This is a genomic window from Streptomyces sp. CNB091, from assembly GCF_000377965.1.
The window spans coordinates 240,445-262,823 of record NZ_KB898994.1; the positions used below are offsets into that span (position 1 = coordinate 240,445).

The 22,379-nt window shown below is 70.4% G+C and carries 20 protein-coding genes and 1 tRNA gene; 8 read left to right on the forward strand and 13 right to left on the reverse strand.

The genetic code is table 11. The features are described 5' to 3' along the window. Window positions 1-221: 221 nt before the first annotated feature. Window positions 222-1,406: an acyl-CoA dehydrogenase family protein gene (locus D581_RS0110980; protein WP_018957281.1), complete on the forward strand. Its 1,185-nt coding sequence runs from the start codon at window positions 222-224 to the stop codon at window positions 1,404-1,406. A gap of 48 nt (window positions 1,407-1,454) precedes the next feature. Here the strand turns inward: D581_RS0110980 and D581_RS0110985 are convergent, their stop codons facing one another. From D581_RS0110985 to D581_RS0111015, 6 genes are all read right to left on the reverse strand, one after another. Beyond that, the gene (locus D581_RS0110985; protein WP_018957282.1) at window positions 1,455-1,799 is read right to left on the reverse strand and encodes a rhodanese-like domain-containing protein; all 345 of its coding nucleotides are present in this window, start codon (window positions 1,797-1,799) and stop codon (window positions 1,455-1,457) included. Window positions 1,800-1,889: 90 nt separating this feature from the next. After that, window positions 1,890-2,876 (reverse strand): J domain-containing protein, encoded by a 987-nt coding sequence (locus tag D581_RS0110990; RefSeq protein WP_018957283.1) that lies wholly within the window; start codon window positions 2,874-2,876, stop codon window positions 1,890-1,892. A 169-nt stretch (window positions 2,877-3,045) separates the two neighbouring features. Then, a complete protein-coding gene (locus D581_RS0110995; protein WP_018957284.1) occupies window positions 3,046-4,344 on the reverse strand; it encodes a DUF2252 domain-containing protein in 1,299 nt (432 codons plus the stop codon). 458 nt (window positions 4,345-4,802) lie between these two features. After that, complete coding sequence (locus D581_RS0111000) at window positions 4,803-5,183, reverse strand: winged helix-turn-helix transcriptional regulator (RefSeq protein ID WP_018957285.1); 381 nt, start codon at window positions 5,181-5,183, stop codon at window positions 4,803-4,805. Between the two features lie 162 nt (window positions 5,184-5,345). Continuing rightward, window positions 5,346-6,176, reverse strand: coding sequence for a ScbR family autoregulator-binding transcription factor (locus tag D581_RS0111005; protein ID WP_018957286.1), 831 nt, complete (start codon window positions 6,174-6,176; stop codon window positions 5,346-5,348). 1,021 nt (window positions 6,177-7,197) lie between these two features. Beyond that, window positions 7,198-7,914: an alpha/beta fold hydrolase gene (locus tag D581_RS0111015; RefSeq protein ID WP_018957288.1), complete on the reverse strand. Its 717-nt coding sequence runs from the start codon at window positions 7,912-7,914 to the stop codon at window positions 7,198-7,200. Window positions 7,915-8,389: 475 nt separating this feature from the next. Here D581_RS0111015 and D581_RS0111020 point away from each other — a divergent pair, with 475 nt between their 5' ends. Next, a complete protein-coding gene (locus D581_RS0111020; protein WP_026290406.1) occupies window positions 8,390-8,764 on the forward strand; it encodes an AMP-binding protein in 375 nt (124 codons plus the stop codon). A 317-nt stretch (window positions 8,765-9,081) separates the two neighbouring features. Here the strand turns inward: D581_RS0111020 and D581_RS0111025 are convergent, their stop codons facing one another. The 3 genes from D581_RS0111025 to D581_RS0111030 form a co-directional block, all read right to left on the reverse strand. Beyond that, window positions 9,082-9,738 (reverse strand): TetR/AcrR family transcriptional regulator, encoded by a 657-nt coding sequence (locus D581_RS0111025; protein WP_158688596.1) that lies wholly within the window; start codon window positions 9,736-9,738, stop codon window positions 9,082-9,084. A gap of 88 nt (window positions 9,739-9,826) precedes the next feature. Next, window positions 9,827-10,294: a DUF1272 domain-containing protein gene (locus D581_RS1000000140675; RefSeq protein ID WP_106434376.1), complete on the reverse strand. Its 468-nt coding sequence runs from the start codon at window positions 10,292-10,294 to the stop codon at window positions 9,827-9,829. 400 nt (window positions 10,295-10,694) lie between these two features. Then, a tRNA-Leu gene (locus D581_RS0111030) sits at window positions 10,695-10,777 on the reverse strand. Window positions 10,778-11,091: 314 nt separating this feature from the next. On the opposite strand from D581_RS0111030, the gene D581_RS0111035 reads away from it, so the two are divergent. The 6 genes from D581_RS0111035 to pknB all read left to right on the forward strand — a co-directional run bounded on the left by D581_RS0111035 (window position 11,092) and on the right by pknB (window position 19,169). After that, window positions 11,092-11,949, forward strand: a complete 858-nt coding sequence (locus D581_RS0111035; protein WP_018957290.1) for an FHA domain-containing protein — start codon at window positions 11,092-11,094, stop codon at window positions 11,947-11,949. Window positions 11,950-11,959: 10 nt separating this feature from the next. Further along, window positions 11,960-12,478, forward strand: a complete 519-nt coding sequence (locus tag D581_RS0111040; RefSeq protein WP_003967913.1) for an FHA domain-containing protein FhaB/FipA — start codon at window positions 11,960-11,962, stop codon at window positions 12,476-12,478. A 135-nt stretch (window positions 12,479-12,613) separates the two neighbouring features. After that, window positions 12,614-14,113 carry a protein phosphatase 2C domain-containing protein gene (locus D581_RS0111045; RefSeq protein WP_018957291.1) on the forward strand — a complete coding sequence of 500 codons (1,500 nt, stop codon included), beginning with the start codon at window positions 12,614-12,616 and terminating at the stop codon, window positions 14,111-14,113. A 22-nt stretch (window positions 14,114-14,135) separates the two neighbouring features. Continuing rightward, complete coding sequence (locus D581_RS0111050; RefSeq protein WP_018957292.1) at window positions 14,136-15,536, forward strand: FtsW/RodA/SpoVE family cell cycle protein; 1,401 nt, start codon at window positions 14,136-14,138, stop codon at window positions 15,534-15,536. Next, on the forward strand, window positions 15,533-16,990 hold the full coding sequence (locus tag D581_RS0111055; RefSeq protein WP_018957293.1) for a penicillin-binding transpeptidase domain-containing protein: 1,458 nt from the start codon (window positions 15,533-15,535) through the stop codon (window positions 16,988-16,990). Before D581_RS0111050 ends, D581_RS0111055 begins: the two co-directional genes overlap by 4 nt. Window positions 16,991-17,159: 169 nt before the next feature. Next, complete coding sequence (pknB, locus tag D581_RS0111060; protein ID WP_018957294.1) at window positions 17,160-19,169, forward strand: Stk1 family PASTA domain-containing Ser/Thr kinase; 2,010 nt, start codon at window positions 17,160-17,162, stop codon at window positions 19,167-19,169. A gap of 103 nt (window positions 19,170-19,272) precedes the next feature. Here the strand turns inward: pknB and D581_RS0111065 are convergent, their stop codons facing one another. Genes D581_RS0111065 through D581_RS0111080 form a run of 4 tightly spaced genes read right to left on the reverse strand, consistent with a single transcriptional unit; the run spans window position 19,273 to window position 22,307 of the window. Beyond that, window positions 19,273-20,013: a class E sortase gene (locus D581_RS0111065; protein ID WP_018957295.1), complete on the reverse strand. Its 741-nt coding sequence runs from the start codon at window positions 20,011-20,013 to the stop codon at window positions 19,273-19,275. Window positions 20,014-20,038: 25 nt separating this feature from the next. Continuing rightward, on the reverse strand, window positions 20,039-21,487 hold the full coding sequence (locus tag D581_RS0111070) for a class E sortase (protein WP_020679192.1): 1,449 nt from the start codon (window positions 21,485-21,487) through the stop codon (window positions 20,039-20,041). Further along, on the reverse strand, window positions 21,484-22,122 hold the full coding sequence (locus tag D581_RS0111075) for an aminodeoxychorismate/anthranilate synthase component II (protein ID WP_018957297.1): 639 nt from the start codon (window positions 22,120-22,122) through the stop codon (window positions 21,484-21,486). The genes D581_RS0111070 and D581_RS0111075 overlap by 4 nt, the downstream gene beginning before the upstream one ends. Continuing rightward, window positions 22,119-22,307, reverse strand: coding sequence for a hypothetical protein (locus D581_RS0111080; protein WP_003967905.1), 189 nt, complete (start codon window positions 22,305-22,307; stop codon window positions 22,119-22,121). The genes D581_RS0111075 and D581_RS0111080 overlap by 4 nt, the downstream gene beginning before the upstream one ends. Between the last annotated feature and the right edge of the window lie 72 nt (window positions 22,308-22,379).

Genomic DNA, 22,379 nt, shown 5'->3' on the forward strand with positions numbered 1-22,379 from the left:
GGCCACTGGGGCCACTGGGTCACTGAGGTTGTTGAGACGACTGAGCCACTGAGGCCACCGGGCTCGCTGAGGCAACCGGCATCGCTGACGCCGCCGAGGCCCTCCGGTGCCGTGGGGGCGCCGACGCGCCCCCACGCCTCCCCGCACTGTTCCCTTCCTCTAGAACCTGTTCTATCTTGACGACCCGTCAGGTCGTGCACGGTTAGCGGGAGGCCGGGACAGTGGACTTCACCTTCACCGAGGAACAGCAGGCGGCCGTCGAGGCGGCCAGGGCGGTCTTCTCGGACGTCGCACCCGACCGCGCTCCCAGCCCCGCCCTGGCCCCGGGCGCCGTGGCGGAGGACATCGACCGACAGCTGTGGAACGAGCTGGGGCGCACGGATCTGCTCGGTCTCACCCTGTCGCCGGATCACGGAGGCGCGGGCCTCGACCCGATCGCGCTCTGCCTGGTCCTGCGGGAGTCGGCGAAGGTGCTGGCCAGGGTCCCGCTACTGGAGAGCTGTGCGGTGGCCATGGCGGTCCAGCGGTACGGCGGGAGCGCCCTCGCGGCGGAGCTGCTGCCCCCGGCAGGCCGGGGGGAACTGATCCTGACCGTCGGCGCCAACGGGCGCAGCGGTCACGATCCCGCCGAACTCGCCGTCGCCGCACGGCCGTACGGGGAGAGCGGCGAGAACGAAGAAATCCGCGGGGGGTCGGCGTCGGCAAGCGGCTCCGGCTGGGTGCTCGACGGGGTGCAGTCCGCGGTCCCCTGGGCCCAGGTGGCCGACTGGATCGCCATCCCCGCGCACACCGCGGGGGGCCGGCCGGTCCTGGCCCTCGTGCCCCGTACCCGCGACGGCGTCACCCTGGCGGACCAGGTCTCCACCAGCGGTGAGCGGCTGGCCGAGGTCCGGCTCGACTCCGTGCGGGTGACGGACCGCGAGCTGGTCGACGGCCCGGGCTGCTGGGAGTGGCTGCGGTGCCTGCTCACCACGGGAACCTGCGCGCTCGCGCTCGGGCTGGGCGAGCGGGTGCTCGCGATGACCGCCGCGTACACCGGCGAGCGCGAGCAGTTCGGATTCCCGGTCGCCACGTTCCAGGCGGTGGCCGTCCAGACAGCCGATCGGTACATCGACCTGCGGGCGATGGAGGCGACGCTCTGGCAGGCCGCCTGGCGGATCTCGGCCGACGCCGGGGGGCCGCTGCCCACGGCGGGCGATGTGGCCGTGGCGAAGATCTGGGCCTCCGACGGCGTCCGCCGCGTCGTGCAGACCGCACAGCACCTGCACGGTGGCTTCGGCGCGGACACCGACTACCCACTGCACCGCTTCCACGCCTGGGCGAAACAGATCGAGCTCTCTCTGGGCCCGGCCGCAGCCCATGAGGAGGCCTTGGGCGACCTGCTGGCCGCCCACCCGCTCGGCTGACCGACAGCACCGACGGCACCGACTGCACCGACCAGGCCCGCCCGGGGATCAGAGGACGAAGGCGGGCGTCCCGTTGTCCGTGACCATCGGGCGTCCGGCGCCGTCCCAGGCCTGCATGCCGCCGTCGATGTTCACGGCGTCGATGCCCTGCTGGACCAGGTACTGGGTGACCTGGGCCGACCGGCCGCCGACCCGGCACATCACATGGACGCGCCGGCCGTCCCCGGCGGACTCGGTCAGCTCGCCGAACCGGCCCACGAAGTCACTCATGGGGATGTGCAGCGCACCCTCGACATGACCGGCCGCCCACTCGTCGTTCTCACGGACGTCCAGGACGAAGCCGTCCGACGGCACCGCCACGGCGTCCACCGAGGGCAGCGGGGCGAAGTTCATGGGTCATGCCTTCTCTCGTGGGGTCTTGGACCTCGTACACGGGGCCTCGTGCTGGGGCCTCGTCCGTACGCGGCAGAGTCACCCGGAACGCTACTGCACCATCTCCGCCAGCTCGGCCTCGCGCCGGGACACCTCGCCCAGCAGTTGCTCCGCGATGTCCTCCAGCAGCTGATCCGGGTCGTCCGGGGCCATCCGGAGCATCGAGCCGATCGCGCCGTCCTCCAGCTCCTTGGCGAGCACCGTCAGCAGCTCCTTGCGCCGGCTGAGCCACTCCAGCCGGGCGTAGAGCTCCTCGCTCTCGCTCAGCGGGGCCAGGGGCTGCACCGGGCCTGCCGCCCACTCCGCCACGAGTTCCTTGAGGAGGTCGACATCGCCGCGCCCGTAGGCGGCGTTCACCCGGGCGATGAACTCGTCCCGGCGCTGCCGTTCCGGCTCGTCCTGGGCGAGGTCCGGGTGCGCCTTGCGGGCCAGCTCCCGGTAGAGCTTGCGGGCCTCCTCGCTCGGCCTGACCCGCTTCGGCGGCCGGACCGCTTGTTCGGTGAGCATCGCCGCGGCCTCGGGGGACAGCCCGTCGGTGTCCATCCAGTCGTGGAACAGCTCCTCGACCCCGGGCATCGGCATGACGACCGCCCGCGCCTCCCGCGCCTTGCGCTCGTCCTCCGGATCCCCGGTCCGGGCGGCCCGCGCCTCGGCGATCAGCGCGTCCAGCTCGTCGAGGCGGGTGTACATCGGACCGAGCTTCTGGTGGTGCAGCCGGGAGAAGTTCTCGACCTCCACCCGGAAGGTCTCCACCGCGATCTCGAACTCGATCAACGCCTGCTCGGCGACCTGCACCGCCCTGGCCAGCCGCGCCTCGGGGCGCGGCGCGGCGTCCTCGGGGCCGGTGGACTCCCCGGCAGCGGCGTCCGCGGGCCCGGAAGCGTCCGGCGCCCCCGGAGCGTCCTGCGTCCCTGGAGCGTCCTGCGTCCCTGGGGCGTCCTCCGTTTCGGGGGCGGGTCGGGGCGCGTCCGGCCGGTCGTTGTCCTGCCGGTCTTCATCGTTCCGGGTGGTCGGCACCCCGGCGGCTTCGTGGGTCACCCGTCCAGCGTATGGCCACGGCCCAGCGGCGCGGCACACACGGTGGGGCCCGAGCCCGGGCCCCACCCCGTCACGAACAGAGCCCCACGGCCTCACGAACAGAGCCCCACCGCCTCACGGACAGGGCCCCGGCGCCTCGCGGGCCCGTCCCCATGGCCCCACGAACCCGTCATATACCGAACTCGGCGGCCAGCCTGCCCGCCTTGATCGCCCGCACCAGCTCGGCGTGATCCGCTTCCGTACGGTCGGCGTAGGTCACCGCGAAGGCGGCCACGGCCCCGTCGAGCTCGTCGTTCTTGCCACAGTAGCCCGCCAGCAGCCGGGGGTCGGCGCTGTGCGCGTGCGCCCGCGCGAGCAGCGCGCCGGTCATCCGCCCGTAGTCGTCCACCTGGTCGGCGGCGAGCGCGGCGGGGTCCACGCTGCCCTTGCGGTTCCGGAACTGCCGGACCTGGAACTGCCTGCCGTCGATGTCCGCCCAGCCGAGCAGGATGTCGCTGACGACCTGCATCCGCTTCTGCCCGAGCACTACCCGGCGGCCCTCGTGCGCCACCTCCGGCACATCGAAACCGACCGCGGGCAGATAGGGGGCGAGCACCGAGGGGCGCGCCTCCTTCACCTGGAGGACCAGCGGCTCACCCCGGTGATCGAGCAACAGCACCACGTACGACCGGGTCCCCACGCTGCCGGTGCCGACCACCCGGAACGCCACGTCGTGGATCGTGTACCGGGCCAGCAGCGGCACCCGGTCCTCGGAGACGGTGGAGAGATAGCCGCCAAGCCCGGCGGCCACGACAGCGGCCTCGGCGTCCGGGACCCGGCGCAGCACGGGCCGGGCGTCGACGAAGCGCCTGCCGCCGTCGGGGCACTCCTCGGTGGAGCGGGCGGCGAAGCGGGCGCTGGTGTTGTTGCGGGCCTTCTCCGAGACCCGCTCCAGGGTGCCGACCAGGTCACGCGCGTCCGTGTGCGAGACGAGCTCCTCGTCCGCGATCGCGTTCCAGGCGTCGAGGGCGGGCAGCCGGGCCAGCAGCCGCATCGTGCGCCGGTAGGCGCCGACGGCGTCGTGCGCGCCCCGGCGGCAGGTGTCCTCGTCAGCCCCGGCGGCCCGGCCGGCCAGCACCAGGGAGGTGGCGAGCCGCTTGAGGTCCCACTCCCACGGCCCGAAGACGGTCTCGTCGAAGTCGTTCAGATCGATGACCAGGCTGCCCCGGGCATCGCCGTAGAGGCCGAAGTTGGCCGCGTGCGCGTCGCCGCAGAGCTGGGCGCCCACCCCGGTGACCGGGGTGCCCGTCAGATCGTGGGCCATCAGCCCGGCCGCGCCGCGCAGGAAGGCGAACGGCGTCGCCGCCATCCGGCCCACCCGTATCGGCGTCAGTGCCGGCACCCGGCCCCGGTTCGACTCCTCGACCGCCCGCACGGCGTCGGGCCGTCCCGGCGGCAGGACCAGCGAGGCGTGCGAGCTCCGCGGCACCCGGTCGCGGAGCGCCTTGCCAGCCGCCTTCGGTGAACTTCCGGCACCACGCCGGGCAAACCCGGGCACGACCGGAATGCGCCGGTCATCGCCCGCGGTCGCCGCGACTTCCGCAGTCGCGTCGATCCCCGACGTTCCCGCAGTCTCGTCGATCCCCGACGTTCCCGCAGTCCGCCGCTCAGGCCTCGTCGTCCCGGTTCCGCTCATGGAGCGTCGCCTCCCCCACCTCGTACCGCTTCCGGCTGCCCGGCCGTCGAACCGGTCAGCGGCCCTGTCCGCCAGCGACCGAGCACGACGGTACCGCCGGATGCCCGACACCCGCCGGGCCGGTGGCGGCCCGGTTGGGGACGTACCCCAGGTCGGCCACGGCCGCCACGGCCGCCGCGACGGCCGGACGGACGCCACGCGGGGAGGGCGGTCCGGTGGCCGGCAGTGGTGCGCCCGGGGGCCGGGCGAGGTCAGCAGCCGGTCCCGGAGCCGGCCGCTTCGTCCCGTGTCAGATAGTCGTCCCGCGTCAGATAGGTGTCCGCCCACCGCCCCAGCTCCTTGAGCGCGGGCTCCATCGCGGCGCCCGCCTCGGTGAGCCGATACGCGACGCGCAGCGGCGGTCCCGCGTCAACCTCGCGGATCACCAGGCCGGCCGTGCCGAGTTCGGTCAACCGGTCCGAGAGCATGCGCTCACTGATTCCGGGAATCGCCCGTCGCAGCTCGGCGAAGTGCACCGGTCGCTGGAGCAGCACCGAGACGATCTGGCCGGTCCAGCGCTTGCCGAACAACGCGAAGACACGGCTGATCCCCCGGTCGACCCGCCGACAGGGCTGCTCGCCGTGATCCGCCATTTCCCCAGAATACTGGGCCACTCTTAGCGGCTTACTAAAGGTAAGTAGCCGCTCCGTGAACTCCGACAGGGCAGGGGAGGCTCCAGGAGCACCGCGACCCTGCCGTATGATGATCATGAACAACCGGACGTTTCACGTGAAACACAGCACGCCCGGAGTGCATCAGGCGACGACCCCTCCGGCCGCCACCCCCGCACCTGCGGGCTCCTCGTCGCCCTCGTCGCCAGCCCTCCCGGCCCGCGGGCCACGGCCGGCTCCACCGCCCCGCAGACCGGGCCCGCCCGACCGGGAACCCGTGTCGCTCGCGGGATCGGAACCCGCGCCCTTGGCCTCCGCGGCGATCCTGGCCTCCTGCTCCTCACGCTCCGCCTTCTCGCGGGCCTGGGCCGCCAGATCCACCCGGCCCTCCGGCTTGATGTGGGCGATGACGCCGGGGTGAGCGATCGACGGCAGGATGTGGCGCCACATCTCGGCCACCTGCTCGCGCAGATCGGCCCGGCCCGAGTCGGCCTCGGAGACCAGCTGAATACCGGTGAACGAAGCGACGATGATTTTGGCTGACACCATCGGGTCGATCTGCGGGAACACCTCGCCGCGCTCCTGGCCCAGCTCCAGCATCCGGGCCGTCGCGTCGATCCAGTCGCCCCATGGATGCGGTCCGCCGAGGAAGACTCCCTCGATGGAGAGCCTGGTACCGGCCCTGGCCATCGAGTTGTGGCGCAGAGCGAAAGCGAACTGCTGGCCACCGTCCACCAAAGACTGAAGGGGCGATCCCTCCTGCTCGAACTCGACCGTGGAGGTCTGCTCGTCCATGATCGCCTGCGCGATGGCCTCCTTGGAGGCGAAGTGGAAGTACAAGGCCCCCTTGGTGACCTTGGCGCGGCGGAGAATCTCCGAGATGGCGGCACGCTCGTAGCCGTAGTCGTCGAAGACACTCGCCGCGGCATCCACGATCGACCGCCACGTCTGGACTGCGCGAGCCTGCTTCGCCATTTCCTGCCTCCGGGACGTTCTGTGCGCTCAGCCCTTCACCGCCGAGTCGCCGTCGATCCAACCTCTGCGGCCAGCGTATGCAAGTGCGCCGTTGCACCGGCCATCGGTCTGTCCGGAAACCGTGCCCACACCTCATGGATCACCGCCCGCGGACACCCGCTGCCGCCTCCTCCTCACCCGCCTGTCCGTACCCCGCCCGCTCGCCGAAAACACGGCCCGGCGAGAACGCGGTGAAGGAGGAACACCACGGATATCAGGGTTCGGGCCACGGAACAACGAAGAACCCCCGCTCCGGATCTCTTCGAAGCGGGGGTTCTGCCGAACCAAACCCGACAGTCGCGAGCGACTGAGAATATGCGAGGGAACTCAGCTGTCCGCATACGGCTGAGCTTTCTCAGGCTACACGGAAGCGACCCGCCGCCCGGATCGACCTGCCTCAGCGGTGATGCTCGGGCAGGCCAGGGCCTGGAGAATCCGGCGGGTGGTCCGGACGGCCGCACGGGGGTGCGGACCCAGCGGTAGCAGATGCCCAGCGAGACCCGCGCCGACGGTGGGAAGAAAGGTGAGAAGAGAGAGGCGAGGGGGAGGGGAAGCAGGGGCGACAGCCGCTTCCGCCTCGAAGCGGTCAGCGGGAGGGCCGTATACGCGTAGGACCCGGGGGGACCGCGGAGGACCGCGGCGGACCGGCGCAGAGGTCGGGCCCCGGGACCGAGGGGTGGGCCCCGACGCGCAGGACGACCGAAATACGCCGCTGCCGCCGACGGCGACCAGCGAGAATCGTTCGTGTCCCTGCGCACGCGTGGTCACGACCTGCGACAGTCGTCGCGCGGCAGGCCGCCCCGGTGTGCCTCACCCCCGGCTCCCCCAGGGCGTGTTCCGGTCAGCCGACGGCCTCGCCGAGCAACATGTAGTCCAGCCGGTCGTCCGGCGTCTCGCGCGACCACTGGTCGGCCGCCTGCATCCGTTCCGCGGTGCCGATCTCCACACCGCTCGTCAGTACGGCACCGCCGCGGCCCGCACCTCAGCCGACCAGTTCCCGGTAGGCCCTGCGCAGCACTTCGGTGAAGCCGTCCGGATCGGTCAGAGCCAGCAGGTGGGAGCCCGGCAGATGCTCGAGCCGGGCCCGCGGGTCGGCCGTTCGGGCAGCGGCCAGGAACGCGTTCTCGTCGGAGCGGAACAGCCAGTCGCTCCGCCCGTTGGAGATCAGAAGTGGCAGGGTCAGCTTCCCGGCCATCGCCAGGTAGTCGTGCCGGGGCACGTCCTGGGCCGCGTCGAAGAAGCCGGGCATCGACAGCCCGCCGGCGATCGCCGCCTCGGCGCTCTCCGCCGACAGCGCCTTGCGCAGCGCCGCGGCGCCGATCCGGTCCGCCCACTCCTTCCCCGCCCACCGGCCCAGCCGCCCGGCCGCCCGGTACAGGACGACCGCGGTGCCGCGCGGCTGGGCGGTGCAGTTGTTCAGCAGCAACCCGCCGAGAGTCCGGGGGTGTTGGACGGCGTACGCGAGTGAGGGGAAGCCACCGAGAGACATCCCCGCGAGAACGACGGGCCGACCGCCCGACGCCGCGTGCGCGACCGCGGCACCGATCCGGTCGACCGCGCCGGCCAGAGTGAAGCGCCGTTCGCTCAGGGAGCCGTGCCCCGGCAGGTCGCAGGCGACGATCCGGTAGCCCGGCCCGATACGGCGGGCATGCGGCCGCCACATGCTGGCGGAGAGCCGGATTCCGTGTACCAGGACCAAAGGTTTTCCGTCCTCTTCCCCGGAAGTCCAAATTCCGCGGCCTTCGACCGACCCGAGTTCACGCAATTCTCCGGAACCGAGTCTCACAACCCCTCCTCCCTTGCCTCTCGATCCTTCTTCACGGCGGTCTCCACCAGGCGCTTCCATGGCCCACCATCCCTAATTATCTAATTCCCTGCGATTACCGGTACGACACCAATGAATTCCTTGACAGCTACCACACCGCACCCTACCCTGAACGAGTCGTCTCGTTCTACACATCCTCCAGCTGCGACTTTACCGGCAGTGAGGCCTTGAGGGAACGAGATGACCAAGATCATCACCATGTTTCTCGACATCGTGAGCGACCTTGTCTGGATCTGCCGGGCGCTGCGGAAATCTGGCACCGCCGGTAACCCCGTCCCACCACCTTCCACACATCTCCCAGCACCTTGTGCGGCCGTTTTCGCCCACTCGAAAAAGTTGGAATGCCGTGATGCCGAAAATCTTCACGTCACATGCAGAAGAAACCTACGAAGACGTCGAACTCCGGGCACTGGGCGTCGCGGCGAAACTCCGTCGGAGCGGCCTGGTTCACCGGGGCCGGGTCACGTTCGAAGCTGCCGACTCGGCCGGCTACGTCACCGTGCTGCTCGCACTCATGCCCGCCGGTGCCTCGATCGTGCTCCTCGACCACCGGCAGCAGGAGTCGGTGAGTCGGCGCATCGCCGGCCGGTGCCGCTCCCGCCTGAAGATCACCGACGCCGAGACCACGGGCTCCGCCGGCACGCAGGAACTCGGCAGCGTCACCGTCGAGGAGCTGGTCCTCCGGGCCGACCGGAGAGCCCAAGGGCATAGCGAAGTCCGGTGAGGCCATGCTGCGCAACCTGGACCGCTCCATCGAGCGGATGGGACTCCGTCCCGAGGACGTGCTGCTCCCGCTTCTGCCCTGACCTGGCTTCCGGGCGGACGGTCGACGGTCTTCCGTACGGGTCTTCCGTACCGGTCTTCCGTACGGTCGGGCGGCGTGCGATCGGCCGGCTTCCGTCTGCGGGCGGCCGTATGCCCCGATGTGCCGATGTGCCGATGTGCCGACGGTGCTGTCGGCGGCCGCGGGCACTCCTCCCGCGCGGAACAGCCCCCCGTGAGCCGCTTCCACCGCCGGGTCCCGCGGGGCGCACCCCTCCGTCAGGAGGGGTCTGCCCGCCGTGCGTCGCCGTCCGTCACCTCGGCCGCCCTGCGCGGCGGGGAGACGATCGTGGCGTCGACCAGCCGCACCACTTCCTCCTCGGACACCGCCTCGGCGCCGAACAGGCTCCGGAACAGCATCGTCCCGGCCCACATGTCCAGCACCAGCGAGAGGTCGGTGTCCTCGGGCAGCACCCCGCGGGCCACCGCCCGTTCCAGCACCACGGTGGACTGCCGCTTACGGGTCTCCAGGATCTCCACCCGCATCACCTCGCGCAGCGCCTCGTCGTCGAACAGGTCCCCGACCAGCGACGGCAGCACGGCACGCAGCCGCCCCGAGCCGTAGAACCGGAGCATCGCCTCGTTCACCAGTGTGAGCATCTCCTGCCGGCTGTCATCGAGGTCGTCCGTGGGCACGTCGTGCAGTTGGCTGCGGATCACGTCCAGCACCAGCGCGGCCTTGTTGGACCAGGACCGGTAGAGCGTGGCCTTCCCCACCCCCGCGTCGGCGGCCACGCCGCCCACGGTGAGCTTCGAGTAGCCCAGTTCGGCAAGGTTCTTCCACGCCGCTTCCAGCATGCGCTCACGAGCGTCCAGATCCCGCCGGTGCACCCCGGTGGCGTCCTCGACCACTCCGAGAGTTCGCTTCTGTCCCATGTCTTTCCTCCTGGTACCACAGGTTTCAGGTCGGACAGCTCCGCTCATCCACGCGAGCTCGGAACGATACGACTCGTTTAACCCTGTCTCAAGTTGCGGCGTTCTCGCTGGCCCTGGTGCCTCCCTCCGCAGGCGATCCGATCCGCGGACGGCACCGGCATTCCTTCGTCGGACACCGGCACCATGCCGTCCGTGCCGCGCAGCGCCTGCGCCAGTTGGGGCACCCGTCGGCGAAGCCCTCCCGGCAGGACGGGCACCAGGTGCACTCGTAACTGCAGATGAGCACGTCGTTGACCCTGGCCATCCCGCTGCCCAGCGTCCTGGCCAGCCGGGCCCCGCCCCGCCCGGCGAAGACCGCCCCGCCGAGCCCGTGTTCACTGCGACTGGCCCGGTCCACTCCCTCGGCCGCGTCCCTGACCCGGTTGACGACCAGGGTCGCCCGAAGGTCTCCTCGCGCACCGCGGCCGAGTCCTCCAGCACGTCGGCGAGTACCACCAGCCCACGCGCATAAGGGGTCGCACGGAATCCGGGCCACCGACCACAGCCCGCCCGCCATCGGCGATCGCTGCTTCGACGTGCCGGAGGATCACGTCCAGCCGCCCCGGCCTGGTCACGGGCCCGAAGCCGACGGCGAGTTGCAGCACCGGTGGGCCGGAAACCACCTCGGCAAAGGTGTCAACCAGCCATTTCCCGCACGCGGGGGTGAGCTCGCTGGGCTCACCTCGTCGAGGCGACGCGTCACGACTCGCCCGTCGGCGCATGGGGCGGCCCCTCGGGGCGGGCCGGGGGCCGACCGTGGGACCTGTCATGGTCTCCCCCATGATCTGCGACCGGACATGTCCGGCGCCAGGCATGCACAGACCGGTGACCAGGCCGGATACAGCGAAAAGGTCGGCCCCGTGATCACGGGGCCGACCTCTTCTTCGGTACTGCTGGGCACTTTCGTGCCCTCGTTGTGCGCGAGGGGGGATTTGAACCCCCACGTCCCTAAGGACACTGGCACCTGAAGCCAGCGCGTCTGCCGTTCCGCCACTCGCGCATAAGTGGTGTTCCAGGCCCTCTCACCGTGTGGTGCGAGCTCCTGGCGACATCCGGAAGATTAGCACGGTGGACAGGGTGGAATCACATCCGTTGTTCCGTCGCCCCCGGCAGGGGGAGCGGGAACCCGGAACCATCTCCCCCACTCCTCCAGAGTGCGTCCCGAGTGCGGGACACTGTGAGGAGGTCACCTCTACGATCCGTGTGAGGGGTGACACTCATCCACAGGCCAGACAAGGGGAACCAGCCGATTTCCCGACGCGTGGATACGATCAGTAAGCAGTACAGGGACGATGACAACGGAGGAGGTGCCCCATGGGGGTCATGAAGCGTTTCGAGCAGCGCCTCGAGGGGATGGTCAACGGCACCTTCGCCAAGGTCTTCAAGTCCGAGGTGCAGCCCGTCGAGATCGCCGGCGCCCTCCAGCGGGAGTGCGACAACAACGCGACGATCTGGAACCGTGAGCGGACCGTCGTCCCCAACGACTTCATCGTCGAGCTCAGCACACCCGACTACGAGCGGCTCAGCCCGTACTCCGGTCAACTGGGCGACGAGCTCTCCGGCCTGGTGCGCGACTACGCCAAGCAGCAGCGCTACACCTTCATGGGGCCGATCAAGGTCCACCTGGAGAAGGCCGACGACCTCGACACCGGGCTCTACCGGGTCCGCAGCCGCACCCTGGCATCGAGTTCGTCACAGCAGGACCCGGCGGCCCAGCCCCAGCAGCCCGCGGCAGGGCGGCCCGCCGCCCCGCAGGCTCCCGGCGGCTACGGCTACCCCCCGAGCGCCGCTCCGCCGATGCCCGCGGCCCCGCCGCCCGGCGCCGGACGGCCCTCGGCCCCCACGAACGACCGGCGCCCGCCGGCCGCGCCCGGCCCCCTGCCGGACGCCCGGACACGGCGCTGGATCGAGATCAACGGCACCCGCCATCAGATCTCCCGCCCGACGTTGGTGATGGGACGATCCACCGACGCCGACGTGCGGATCGACGACCCCGGCGTATCGCGCCGGCACTGTGAGATCCGGACCGGAACGCCCTCGACGATCCAGGATCTCGGGTCTACCAACGGCATCGTGGTAGACGGGCAGCACACCACCCGCGCTACGCTCCGCGACGGCTCGCGGATCGTCGTGGGCAGCACCACCATCGTTTACCGGCAAGCCGAAGGGTGAAGCGGGGGCAATGTCAGAGCTGACCCTGACGGTCATGCGGCTAGGTTTCCTGGCTGTTCTGTGGCTGTTCGTCATCGTGGCCGTACAGGTCATCCGCAGCGACCTGTTCGGAACGCGCGTCACGCAGCGCGGCTCACGCCGCACTGCCGCCGACGCGCGCCCCCAACAGGGCCGCCAACAACAACAAGCGGCGCCGCCCCAGCAGCGCCAGCAGCCCGGGCGGCAGCGCCGCGGGGCACCCACCAAACTGGTCGTGTCCGAAGGCACGCTCACGGGCACGACGGTCGCGCTCCAGGGGCAGACCATCACCCTGGGCCGGGCCCACGATTCAACGATCGTGCTGGACGACGACTACGCGTCCAGCAGGCATGCCAGGATCTACCCGGACCGTGACGGTCAGTGGATCGTCGAGGATCTCGGGTCCACCAACGGCACGTATCTGGAACGGACCCGGCTCACCACCCCGACACCAGTTCCGCTGGGCGCGCCGATCCGTATCGGCAAGACCGTCATCGAGCTGCGGAAGTAGTACGACAATGAGCGAGCGGAGCGAGCGAGCCGCGGCGGTCCCGACGGCGGACGCTGCCCGGTTCCCGACCGGAGGGTGGGCAGTGTGGCTCGAGACAGGCTGTACCCCGAGTCAGAGTCGACTGGGCAGGTGCGCATGAGTCTGTCGCTGCGCTTCGCCGCCGGGTCGCACAAGGGCATGATCCGGGAGGGCAACGAGGACTCCGGCTATGCCGGTCCCCGGCTCCTCGCCATCGCCGACGGCATGGGCGGTCAGGCGGCCGGAGAGGTCGCCAGCTCCGAGGTGATCTCCACGCTCGTCCCGCTCGACGACGACGTACCGGGATCCGATCTCCTGACCTCGCTCGGCACGGCCGTGCAGCAGGCCAACGACCAGTTGCGCGTCATGGTCGAGGAGGACCCCCAGCTGGAGGGCATGGGCACCACGCTCACCGCCCTGCTCTGGACCGGTCAGCGCCTCGGCCTGGTGCACGTCGGCGACTCCCGCGCGTATCTGCTGCGGGACGGCGTCCTGACGCAGATCACCCAGGACCACACCTGGGTGCAGCGCCTCGTCGACGAGGGCCGGATCACCGAGGAAGAGGCCACCACCCACCCGCAGCGCTCCCTGCTGATGCGGGCGCTGGGCAGCGGCGACCACGTCGAACCGGACCTCTCCATCCGCGAGGTCCGCGCCGGCGACCGCTATCTGATCTGCTCGGACGGCCTCTCCGGCGTCGTCTCGCACCAGACGATGGAAGAGACCCTCGCCAGCTATCAGGGCCCGCAGGAGACCATCCAGGAGCTGATCCAGCTCGCTCTGCGCGGCGGCGGCCCGGACAACATCACCTGCATCGTGGCCGACGTCCTGAACGTCGACAGCAACGACACCCTGGCCGGGCAGCTCAACGACACCCCGGTCGTCGTCGGCGCGGTCGCGGAGAACCAGGCCCAGCTCGGCGACGGCGGGGCCATGCAGACGCCCGCCGGCCGCGCCGCCGGCCTCGGCCGCCCCGTGCCCCCGCCCGCCGGCGGCTTCGGCCCGCCCGGCAGCGGCGACGTCGCCTACGGATCCATGCCGGACGGCTCCTACGACGCCTACACGGACGAGGACTTCGTCAAGCCGGGCGGCGGCCGCAAGTGGCTGAAGCGTTCCGTCTACATCGTGCTGGCCCTGGCCGTGATCGGCGGCGGTCTGTACGGCGGCTACCGCTGGACGCAGACGCAGTACTACGTCGGCGCCAAGGACGAGAACGTCGCACTGTTCCAGGGCATCAGCCAGGACCTCGCCTGGGTCTCGCTCTCGAAGGTCGCGAAGAACCACCCCGAGATCGAGCTCAAGTACCTGCCGCCGTACCAGCGCAAGCAGGTGGAGGCGACGATCGCCGAGGGCAACATCACCGACGCCCGCGAGAAGGTCGACGAGCTCGCCGCCCAGGCCTCCGCCTGCAAGAAGGACGCGCAGCGCCGCGCGGCCGACGCCGAGAACCGGGCCCGTACGGACGAGGGCGAGGCCGGCGGCACCGCCGGAGCCCCCGCCACCAGGACTTCCGCCACGTCCTCCGCCAAGGGGACCAAGCCGACCACCGCTCCCACTCCCGGCCCCAGCCTCTCGGAGGAAGAGAAGAAGCTGGTACCGCAGTGCGGTAAGCAGTAAGCCGTAGGGGGCCTTCAGCACCATGAGCGTTGTCACCAACACGACCACCATCGGCGCGATCGACGCACCGAGCCGCCGCAACACCGAGCTGGCACTCGTCGTCTTCGCCGTCGCCATCTCGGTGTTCGCCTACGCCAACGTGGGCCTCGCCCTCAACGGCGAACTGCCCACCGGCATGCTCGGCTACGGAGCGGGGCTCGCCCTGCTCGGCGGCGTCGCCCACCTCGTGGTGCGCCGATTCGCCAAGTACGCCGATCCGCTGCTGCTGCCCCTGGCCACCCTGCTGAACGGCCTGGGCCTGGCACTGATCTGGCGCCTCGACCAGTCGGAGCGGCTGCTCGCCCACCCCAGCTTCGCGCCCGCCGCCTCCAAGCAGCTGATCTTCTCGGCGATGGGCGTGGCCCTGTTCATCGGTGTGCTGCTCCTGCTCAAGGACCACCGCATCCTCCAGCGCTACACCTACATCTCCATGGTGGTCGCGCTCATCCTGCTGATCCTGCCGATGTTCTTCCCGCCCCAGTTCGGCGCGCGGATCTGGATCACCATTCCCGGCATCGGCTCCATCCAGCCCGGCGAGTTCGCGAAGATCGTCATCACGATCTTCTTCTCCGGCTACCTGATGGTGAAGCGCGACGCCCTGGCCCTCGCCAGCCGCCGGTTCATGGGCATGTACCTGCCCCGCGGGCGGGACCTCGGTCCGATCCTCGCCATCTGGGCGATGTCGATCCTGATCCTCGTCTTCGAGACCGACCTCGGCACCTCGCTCCTCTTCTTCGGCATGTTCGTCGTCATGCTCTACGTGGCGACCGAGCGCACCAGCTGGATCGTCTTCGGCCTCACCATGTCGGCCGCGGGCGCGGTCGGCGTGGCCTCCTTCGAGAAGCACGTGCAGGACCGGGTCACCGCCTGGCTCGACCCCTTCGCCGGCTGGGGCACCCATGCCGCCAGTGAGCAGATGGCCCAGGTACTGATGGCCTTCGGCTCCGGCGGCACGCTCGGGACCGGTCTCGGCCAGGGCAACTCCGACCTCATCCTCTTCGCCGCCAACACCGACTTCATCCTCGCCACCGTGGGCGAGGAGCTCGGGCTCGCCGGAATGATGGCGTTCCTCCTGCTGTACGGGCTGATCGTCGAGCGCGGTGTGCGCACCGCGCTCGCCGCCCGCGACCCGTTCGGCAAGCTGCTGGCCATCGGGCTCTCCGGCGCCTTCGCCATCCAGGTCTTCGTCGTCGCCGGCGGTGTCATGGGCCTCATCCCGCTCACCGGTATGACGATGCCGTTCCTCGCGGCCGGCGGGTCGTCGGTCATCGCCAACTGGGCCCTGATCGGCATTCTGATCCGCATCAGCGACACCGCCCGCCGTCCCGCCCCTGCGCCCGCGCCCTCCACCGACGCCGAGATGACGCAGGTGGTCCGCCCGTGAACAAGCCCCTGCGCCGGGTGGCGGTCTTCTGCGGTCTCCTGATGCTCGCCCTGCTCATCCGGGACAACTGGCTCCAGTACGTCCGCGCCGACGAGCTGACCAGCCACAAGTACAACCGCCGCGTCGAGATCGAGCGGTACGCCCACGAGCGCGGCGACATCATCGTCGACGGCAAGGCGATCACCGGCTCCGCCGAGACCGAGGACGGCGACTTCAGGTACAAGCGGGTCTGGAAGGACGGCCCCCTGTGGGCCCCCGTGACCGGCTACTCCTCGCAGGCCTTCGACTCCTCGCAGCTGGAGAACCTGGAGGACGGCATCCTCACGGGCAACGACGACCAGCTGTTCTTCGACCGGACGCTGTCGATGTTCACCGGCGAGAAGAAGCGCGGCGGCAACGTCGTCACCACGCTGAACGGCGACGCCCAGAAGGCCGCCTTCAAGGGGCTCGGCGAGAAGAAGGGCGCTGTGGTCGCCCTCGACCCGAAGAGCGGCGCCATCCTCGCCCTCGCCAGCACCCCGTCCTACGACCCGTCGGTCTTCGCCGGTAACTCGCTCAAGGACTCGGACAACCGGCAGAAGCTCCTCAAGGACGAGGACAAGCCGATGCTCAACCGGGCCCTGCGCGAGACCTACCCCCCGGGCTCCACCTTCAAGGTCGTCACCGCCGCCGCCGCCCTGGAGAACGGGCTCTACGACGACATCGACGCCAAGACGGACTCCCCGCTGCCCTGGACGCTGCCGCAGTCCACCACGCAGCTCCGGAACGAGGGCGACATCCCCTGCGAGAACGCCACGCTGCGTGAGGCCCTGCGGGTGTCGTGCAACACCGTCTTCGGGAAGATGAGCGACGACCTCGGCAACAAGAAGATGATCGAGCAGACGGACAAGTTCGGCTTCAACAAGGAAGTCTTCACGCCCGTCCGCGCCGACGCGAGCATCTACCCCGAGGACAACAGGCCGCAGAACGCGATGGCCGGCATCGGCCAGGCGTCCAACCGCACCACCCCGCTCCAGATGGCCATGGTGGCCTCCGCGATCGCCAACGACGGCAAGCTGATGCAGCCGTACATGGTCGCCGAGCGCCAGGCGCCTAACCTGGACCCGGTCTACACCCACGAGCCCGAAGAGCTCAGCCGCGCGCTCTCCGGTGAGAACGCCCAGAAGGTCCAGCAGATGATGGAGACCGTCGTCAAGGACGGCACGGGAACCAACGCGCGGATCCCCGGCGTCACAGTGGGCGGCAAGACCGGAACGGCACAGCACGGTCTGAACAACAGCGAGAAGCCGTACGCCTGGTTCATCTCGTACGCGAAGACCGACAGCGGCTCACCGGTCGCCGTCGCCGTCGTGGTCGAGGACGGCAACGCCAACCGGGACGACATCTCCGGCGGCGGGCTGGCCGCCCCCATCGCGCGCGACGTGATGAAAGCGGTCATCGACAGCAGGAAGTGAGACCTGTCACGGCGGCCGCCCGTCATACCGGACATCGGATACCGGTCGGATATCGGCTGCCGGGTGCGGGCTGATCACGTCACCCGTGCCCGGTAGCGTATGCGCGAACAGCGCACCGCCGCGGACCACACACGGGTGCGGTCGGGACTGACGGAGAGGGCTGGAACAGATGGAAGAGCCGCGTCGCCTCGGCGGCCGGTACGAGCTGGGCTCGGTGCTCGGCCGTGGTGGCATGGCCGAGGTCTACCTCGCGCACGACACCCGGCTCGGCCGCACCGTAGCTGTGAAGACGCTCCGGGCCGATCTGGCCCGCGACCCGTCCTTCCAGGCCCGGTTCCGCCGAGAGGCCCAGTCGGCCGCCTCGCTCAACCACCCCGCGATCGTCGCCGTGTACGACACCGGCGAGGACTACGTCGACGGGGTCTCCATCCCGTACATCGTGATGGAGTACGTCGACGGGTCGACGCTGAGGGAGCTCCTGCACTCCGGTCGCAGACTGCTCCCCGAGCGCACGCTGGAGATGACGGTCGGGATCCTCCAGGCCCTGGAGTACTCGCACCGTGCCCAGATCGTCCACCGCGACATCAAACCGGCGAACGTCATGCTGACGCGCACCGGCCAGGTCAAGGTCATGGACTTCGGCATCGCCCGCGCCATGGGCGACTCCGGGATGACGATGACGCAGACCGCCGCGGTCATCGGCACCGCCCAGTACCTCTCCCCGGAGCAGGCCAAGGGCGAGCAGGTCGACGCGCGCTCCGACCTGTACTCCACCGGCTGCCTGCTGTACGAGCTGCTCGCCGTGCGGCCCCCGTTCGTCGGGGACTCGCCCGTCGCGGTGGCCTACCAGCACGTCCGGGAGGAGCCGCAGCCGCCGAGCAACTTCGACCCCGAGATCACGCCCGAGATGGACGCGATCGTGTTGAAGGCGCTCACCAAGGACCCGGACTACCGCTACCAGTCCGCCGACGAGATGCGCGCCGACATCGAGGCCTGCCTCGACGGCCAGCCGGTCGCGGCCACGGCGGCGATGGGCGCCGCGGGGTACGGGGGTTACGACGGTTACCACCCCGACCAGCCCACCGCCGCCCTGCGCCCGGCCGACCCGAACAACGCGCAGACCTCGATGCTGCCCCCGGTCAACCCGGACGACGGCGGCTACGGCTACGACGAGCGCCAGGGCCGTCGGCGCCAGCAGAAGAAGAGCAACACCTCGACGATCCTGCTGGTCGTCGCGGGCATCCTGGTGCTGATCGGCGCGATCCTGATCGGCCGGGTGGTCTTCTCCCCGACCAGCGACGACGGCCAGATCAACGCCCCGAACCTGGTGGGCTCCACGGTGCAGGAAGCGGAGAAACTCGCGGCCAGAACCGACGTCACCGTGAAGGTCGGCGCCGAGGAGCCGTGCGAGGAGCAGGAGAAGGGCGAGATCTGCTCGCAGGACCCGGCGGCGGACGCGCTGATGGACAAGGACGGCACCGTCACGGTCGTCGTCTCCGCCGGAGCGCCGAAGATCGAGGTCCCCAACGTCCTGGAGAAGTCCGAGGACGGCGCCCGCGAGGAGCTGGAGAGGAAGGGCTTCACGGTCAACGTCACCACGGAGGAGTCCGAGAAGACCGAGGGCACCGTGATCCTGCAGGACCCCAAGGGCGGCGCGAAGGCCGCGGACGGGGCCGAGATCACCATCACCGTGGCGACCCAGGCGTCTCTCGACCTGCCGGACATGCGGACCCGCACGTACGAGGCGGCGGAGCAGCAGTTGCGGGGCATCGGCTTCACCAACATCTCGCGCACCGACGTGGACTCGGAGAAGCCGGCCGGAGAGGTGATCGAGCAGACGCCCACGGGCCCGAGCAAGCAGGCCAAGGACGCGCAGATCGTCCTGAAGGTCTCCAAGGGACCGGCGCAGCCGGAGCAGGTCGCGATCCCCGGTGACATCGGCAACAGGCCGTACCAGGACGTGAAGGCCCAGCTCGAAGGGCTCGGCTTCGTGGTCGCGCTCTCCCAGGGTTCGGTCGACAAGCCGAACGCCAAGGTGATCACCAGCAGCCCGGCGCCGACCACCCCGGCGGACAAGGGCAGCACCGTCACCCTCGTGACCATCGAGGGCGGCGGGAACGGCGGGAACGGGAACGGCGGGAACGGCGGGGGCTTCATCGGAGGCCTGGGCGACGACTGACCCACCGCACGCCCCGCCCGCACACGGGAAGGGCCCCGGTCGCCTTGACGGTGACCGGGGCCCTTCCCGTGCGCCCGGGCGCGAGCGGCTGTTGCTCGGCGGCTCAGCGCAGTTCGACCGGCTTGGTGCGGTCCTTGTCGACCTTCTCCGTACGCTCCAGCTCGCCCCACACGATGTACCGGTACTTCGAGGTGTAGACCGGAGTGCAGGTCGTCAACGTGATGTAGCGGCCCGGTTCCTTGACGCCCGACTCCTCCGGGACCGGCTGGATCACGTCGACGTTGAACTTCGACGTCTCGGGGAGCGTCTTGTAGACCTTGTAGACGTACCAGGTGTCCTTGGTCTCGAAGACGACCGGATCGCCGTTCTTCATCTTGTGGATGTTGTGGAACTTCGCGCCGTGCCCGTCGCGGTGCGCGGCCAGCGTGAAGTTGCCCTCGTCGTCCCAGGGGAGGCCCGACTCGACCGGGTCCGTGTAGTAGCCCGCGATGCCGTTGTTCAGGGTCTCGGGGTCGGTGCCCTTCTTGACCAGGATCTCGCCGTTCTTCATGGCGGGCACGTGCAGGAAGCCGATGCCGTCCTTGGTGTCCAGGGCGCCGGGTCCGTCCGCCCATCTGCTGCGGACCGTGTCGCCCTGTCTGTCGGCCTCGCGGTCGGCGAGCACATTGGTCCACCACAGGGAGTACGCGACGAACAGCGCGAGCACCAGGCCCGCGGTGATCAGCAGTTCGCCGAAGACGCTGACGGCCGTCGCGACGGGGTGGCGGCCTCGTCGGCGCGGGCCCGCGTCCACCTGGGAGGGAGACGTGTCGGCCCGCTCGTCGTGCTCGGTCCTCGCTGCCACCGCACCGTCCCTGTCGTGAGGATGTTCAGCCGACGAGCGCGTCGGGCTTCCCCTGGCTGCGCGGCCGTTCGTCGACCATCTTGCCCCAGACGATCAGCCGGTAGGTACTCGTGAATTCCGGGGTGCAGGTCGTCATCGTGAGGTACCGGCCCGGGCCCCGGAACCCGGAGCCCACCGGTACCGGCTCGATCACCGAGATGTTGGACGGCGCGGTCTGCGGGAGGATGCTGGCCATCTCGTACGTGTAGTACGCGTCCTGCGTCTCGACCACGATCGGGTCGCCGGGTTCGAGCTTGTTGATGTAGCGGAACGGCTCGCCGTGGGTGTTGCGGTGGCCGGCCACGGAGAAGTTGCCCTGCTTGTCGGAGGGCATCGCGGTCTTGAGCCTGCCTTCGCCGTAATGGCCGAGCATCCCCCGGTCGAGCACCTTCTCCTTGTCGATGCCCTCGGCGATCGGGACGACGACGTCCAGCTTGGGGATGTGCATGATCGCGAAGCCCTGGCCGGGTGCGAACACCCCGGGCTTCCGGTCGCCTCTGGCCCACTCGTCCTGGATCCGGTTCGTCTCCTTGCCGGCGATCTGCTCGGCCCGGATGTTGGTCCACCAGAGCTGGTAGGTGACGAACAGCAGCATCAGGACGCCCAGCGAGATGAACACCTCGCCGACCACCCGGCTGGCGACGACCGCCGGGCTGTCCTTGGCCGCCTTCGCCGCGCGCCGGGCCTCCATCCGGGACATCGGGGCGGCCGGGGCGGCCGGGGCCGCCTGTTCGACGACCGGTTCCGGGCGCCGGCGGCCGCGCCCCTTGGCCGCCCGCCTCCGCTCGGCCCGCCCACCGGAGGGAGGCGGCCCGGGGCGGGAGGCCGGCTCGGGCCCGGGACGGGGCTCGGCCGGAACGCGGCTGATGACTTCGGTGCGGGGCTCGGCGGGCGGCCCGACGACAGCGGCCATCACTTCGGTGCGCGGTTCGGCGGGGAGCTCCGGGGCCGGGGCCCGCTCCTCGGCCGGAGCCGTGCGCGCAGACGGCTCCTGCGGCCCGTACCAGTCGCGTTGGTACCCGGCGGGGTCATACCACTCGGTCGGGGCTCCCTGGGGCTGCTGAGGCCCTTGGTGAGCCGTGTAACCGGCCTCGTGCGGCGACGCCGCCGTCGGGAGGCGTCCGAGCACAGGATCCGGTACGTGTCCCAGCGCAGGATCCGGTACGTGTCCCAGCCCGGGCGCGGGCACCGGCTCCGGCGCTCCGGGGCCTGGTGCGGACACCGGCCCGGGACCCGGCCCTGGGCCGCCCGTCCCCGGCCCGCCCGGGATGTTGTCCGCCCGGAACCACGGCGAGCCGTGCCCGCCGGGCAGCGGATCGCTGAGCGGATCCGCGAGGCCGTCCACCGCCGCCACGAACGCGCCGTCGGCCCCGTACGCCCCCTGCGCGTGAGGGCCCTCCGGTCCGGCCTCGTGCCCGGGGCGGCCTACGGTCACGCGGCGGCCTTGCCCACCACCGGCGCGAGCCCCGCCGACCGCGCGACGGCCCCCTGGTCTCCGCACTGCTCCAGCCAGTTGGCGAGCATCAGGTGGCCGTGTTCGGTGAGCACCGACTCGGGGTGGAACTGCACGCCCTCCACCGCCCGGTCGCGGTGGCGCAGCCCCATGATGATGCCGTCCGCCGTGCGGGCGGTGACCTCCAGCTCCGGGGGCAGCGCGCCGGGTTCGGCGGCGAGCGAGTGGTAGCGCGTCGCGGTGAAGGGGGACGGCAGTCCGGCGAAGACGCCCTTGCCCTCGTGGGTCACGGGGGAGGTCTTGCCGTGCAGCAGCTCGGGGGCCCGGTCGACGACGCCGCCGTACGCGACCGCCATCGACTGCATCCCCAGGCAGACGCCGAAGACCGGGACGCCGGTGTCCGCGCAGTGGCGCACCATCTCGACGCAGACGCCTGCCTGCTCGGGCGTTCCGGGGCCCGGGGAGAGCAGGACCCCGTCGAAGCCGTCCTGCGCGTGGGCGGGGGTCACCTCGTCGTTGCGGAGCACCTCGCACTCGGCACCGAGCTGGTAGAGGTACTGGACGAGGTTGAAGACGAAGCTGTCGTAGTTGTCCACGACGAGGACGCGTGCGCTCACTGGTCTGCTCCTGCTCCACCGGCGCTCTCGCCGTCGACGGTCACATCACCGAACGGGAGCAGCGGCTCCGCCCAGGGGAACACGTACTGGAACAGCGCGTAGACGACCGCCAGAACCAGCACGAGCGAGATGACGCCCCGCACCCATGCGTTGCCCGGCAGATGCCGCCAGATCCAGCCGTACATGCTGACCCCTCCATTCGGTACCCGCACCAGACTAGAGGGCCGTGGCCGGGGAGGGGGTCAGCTGTGGAAAAG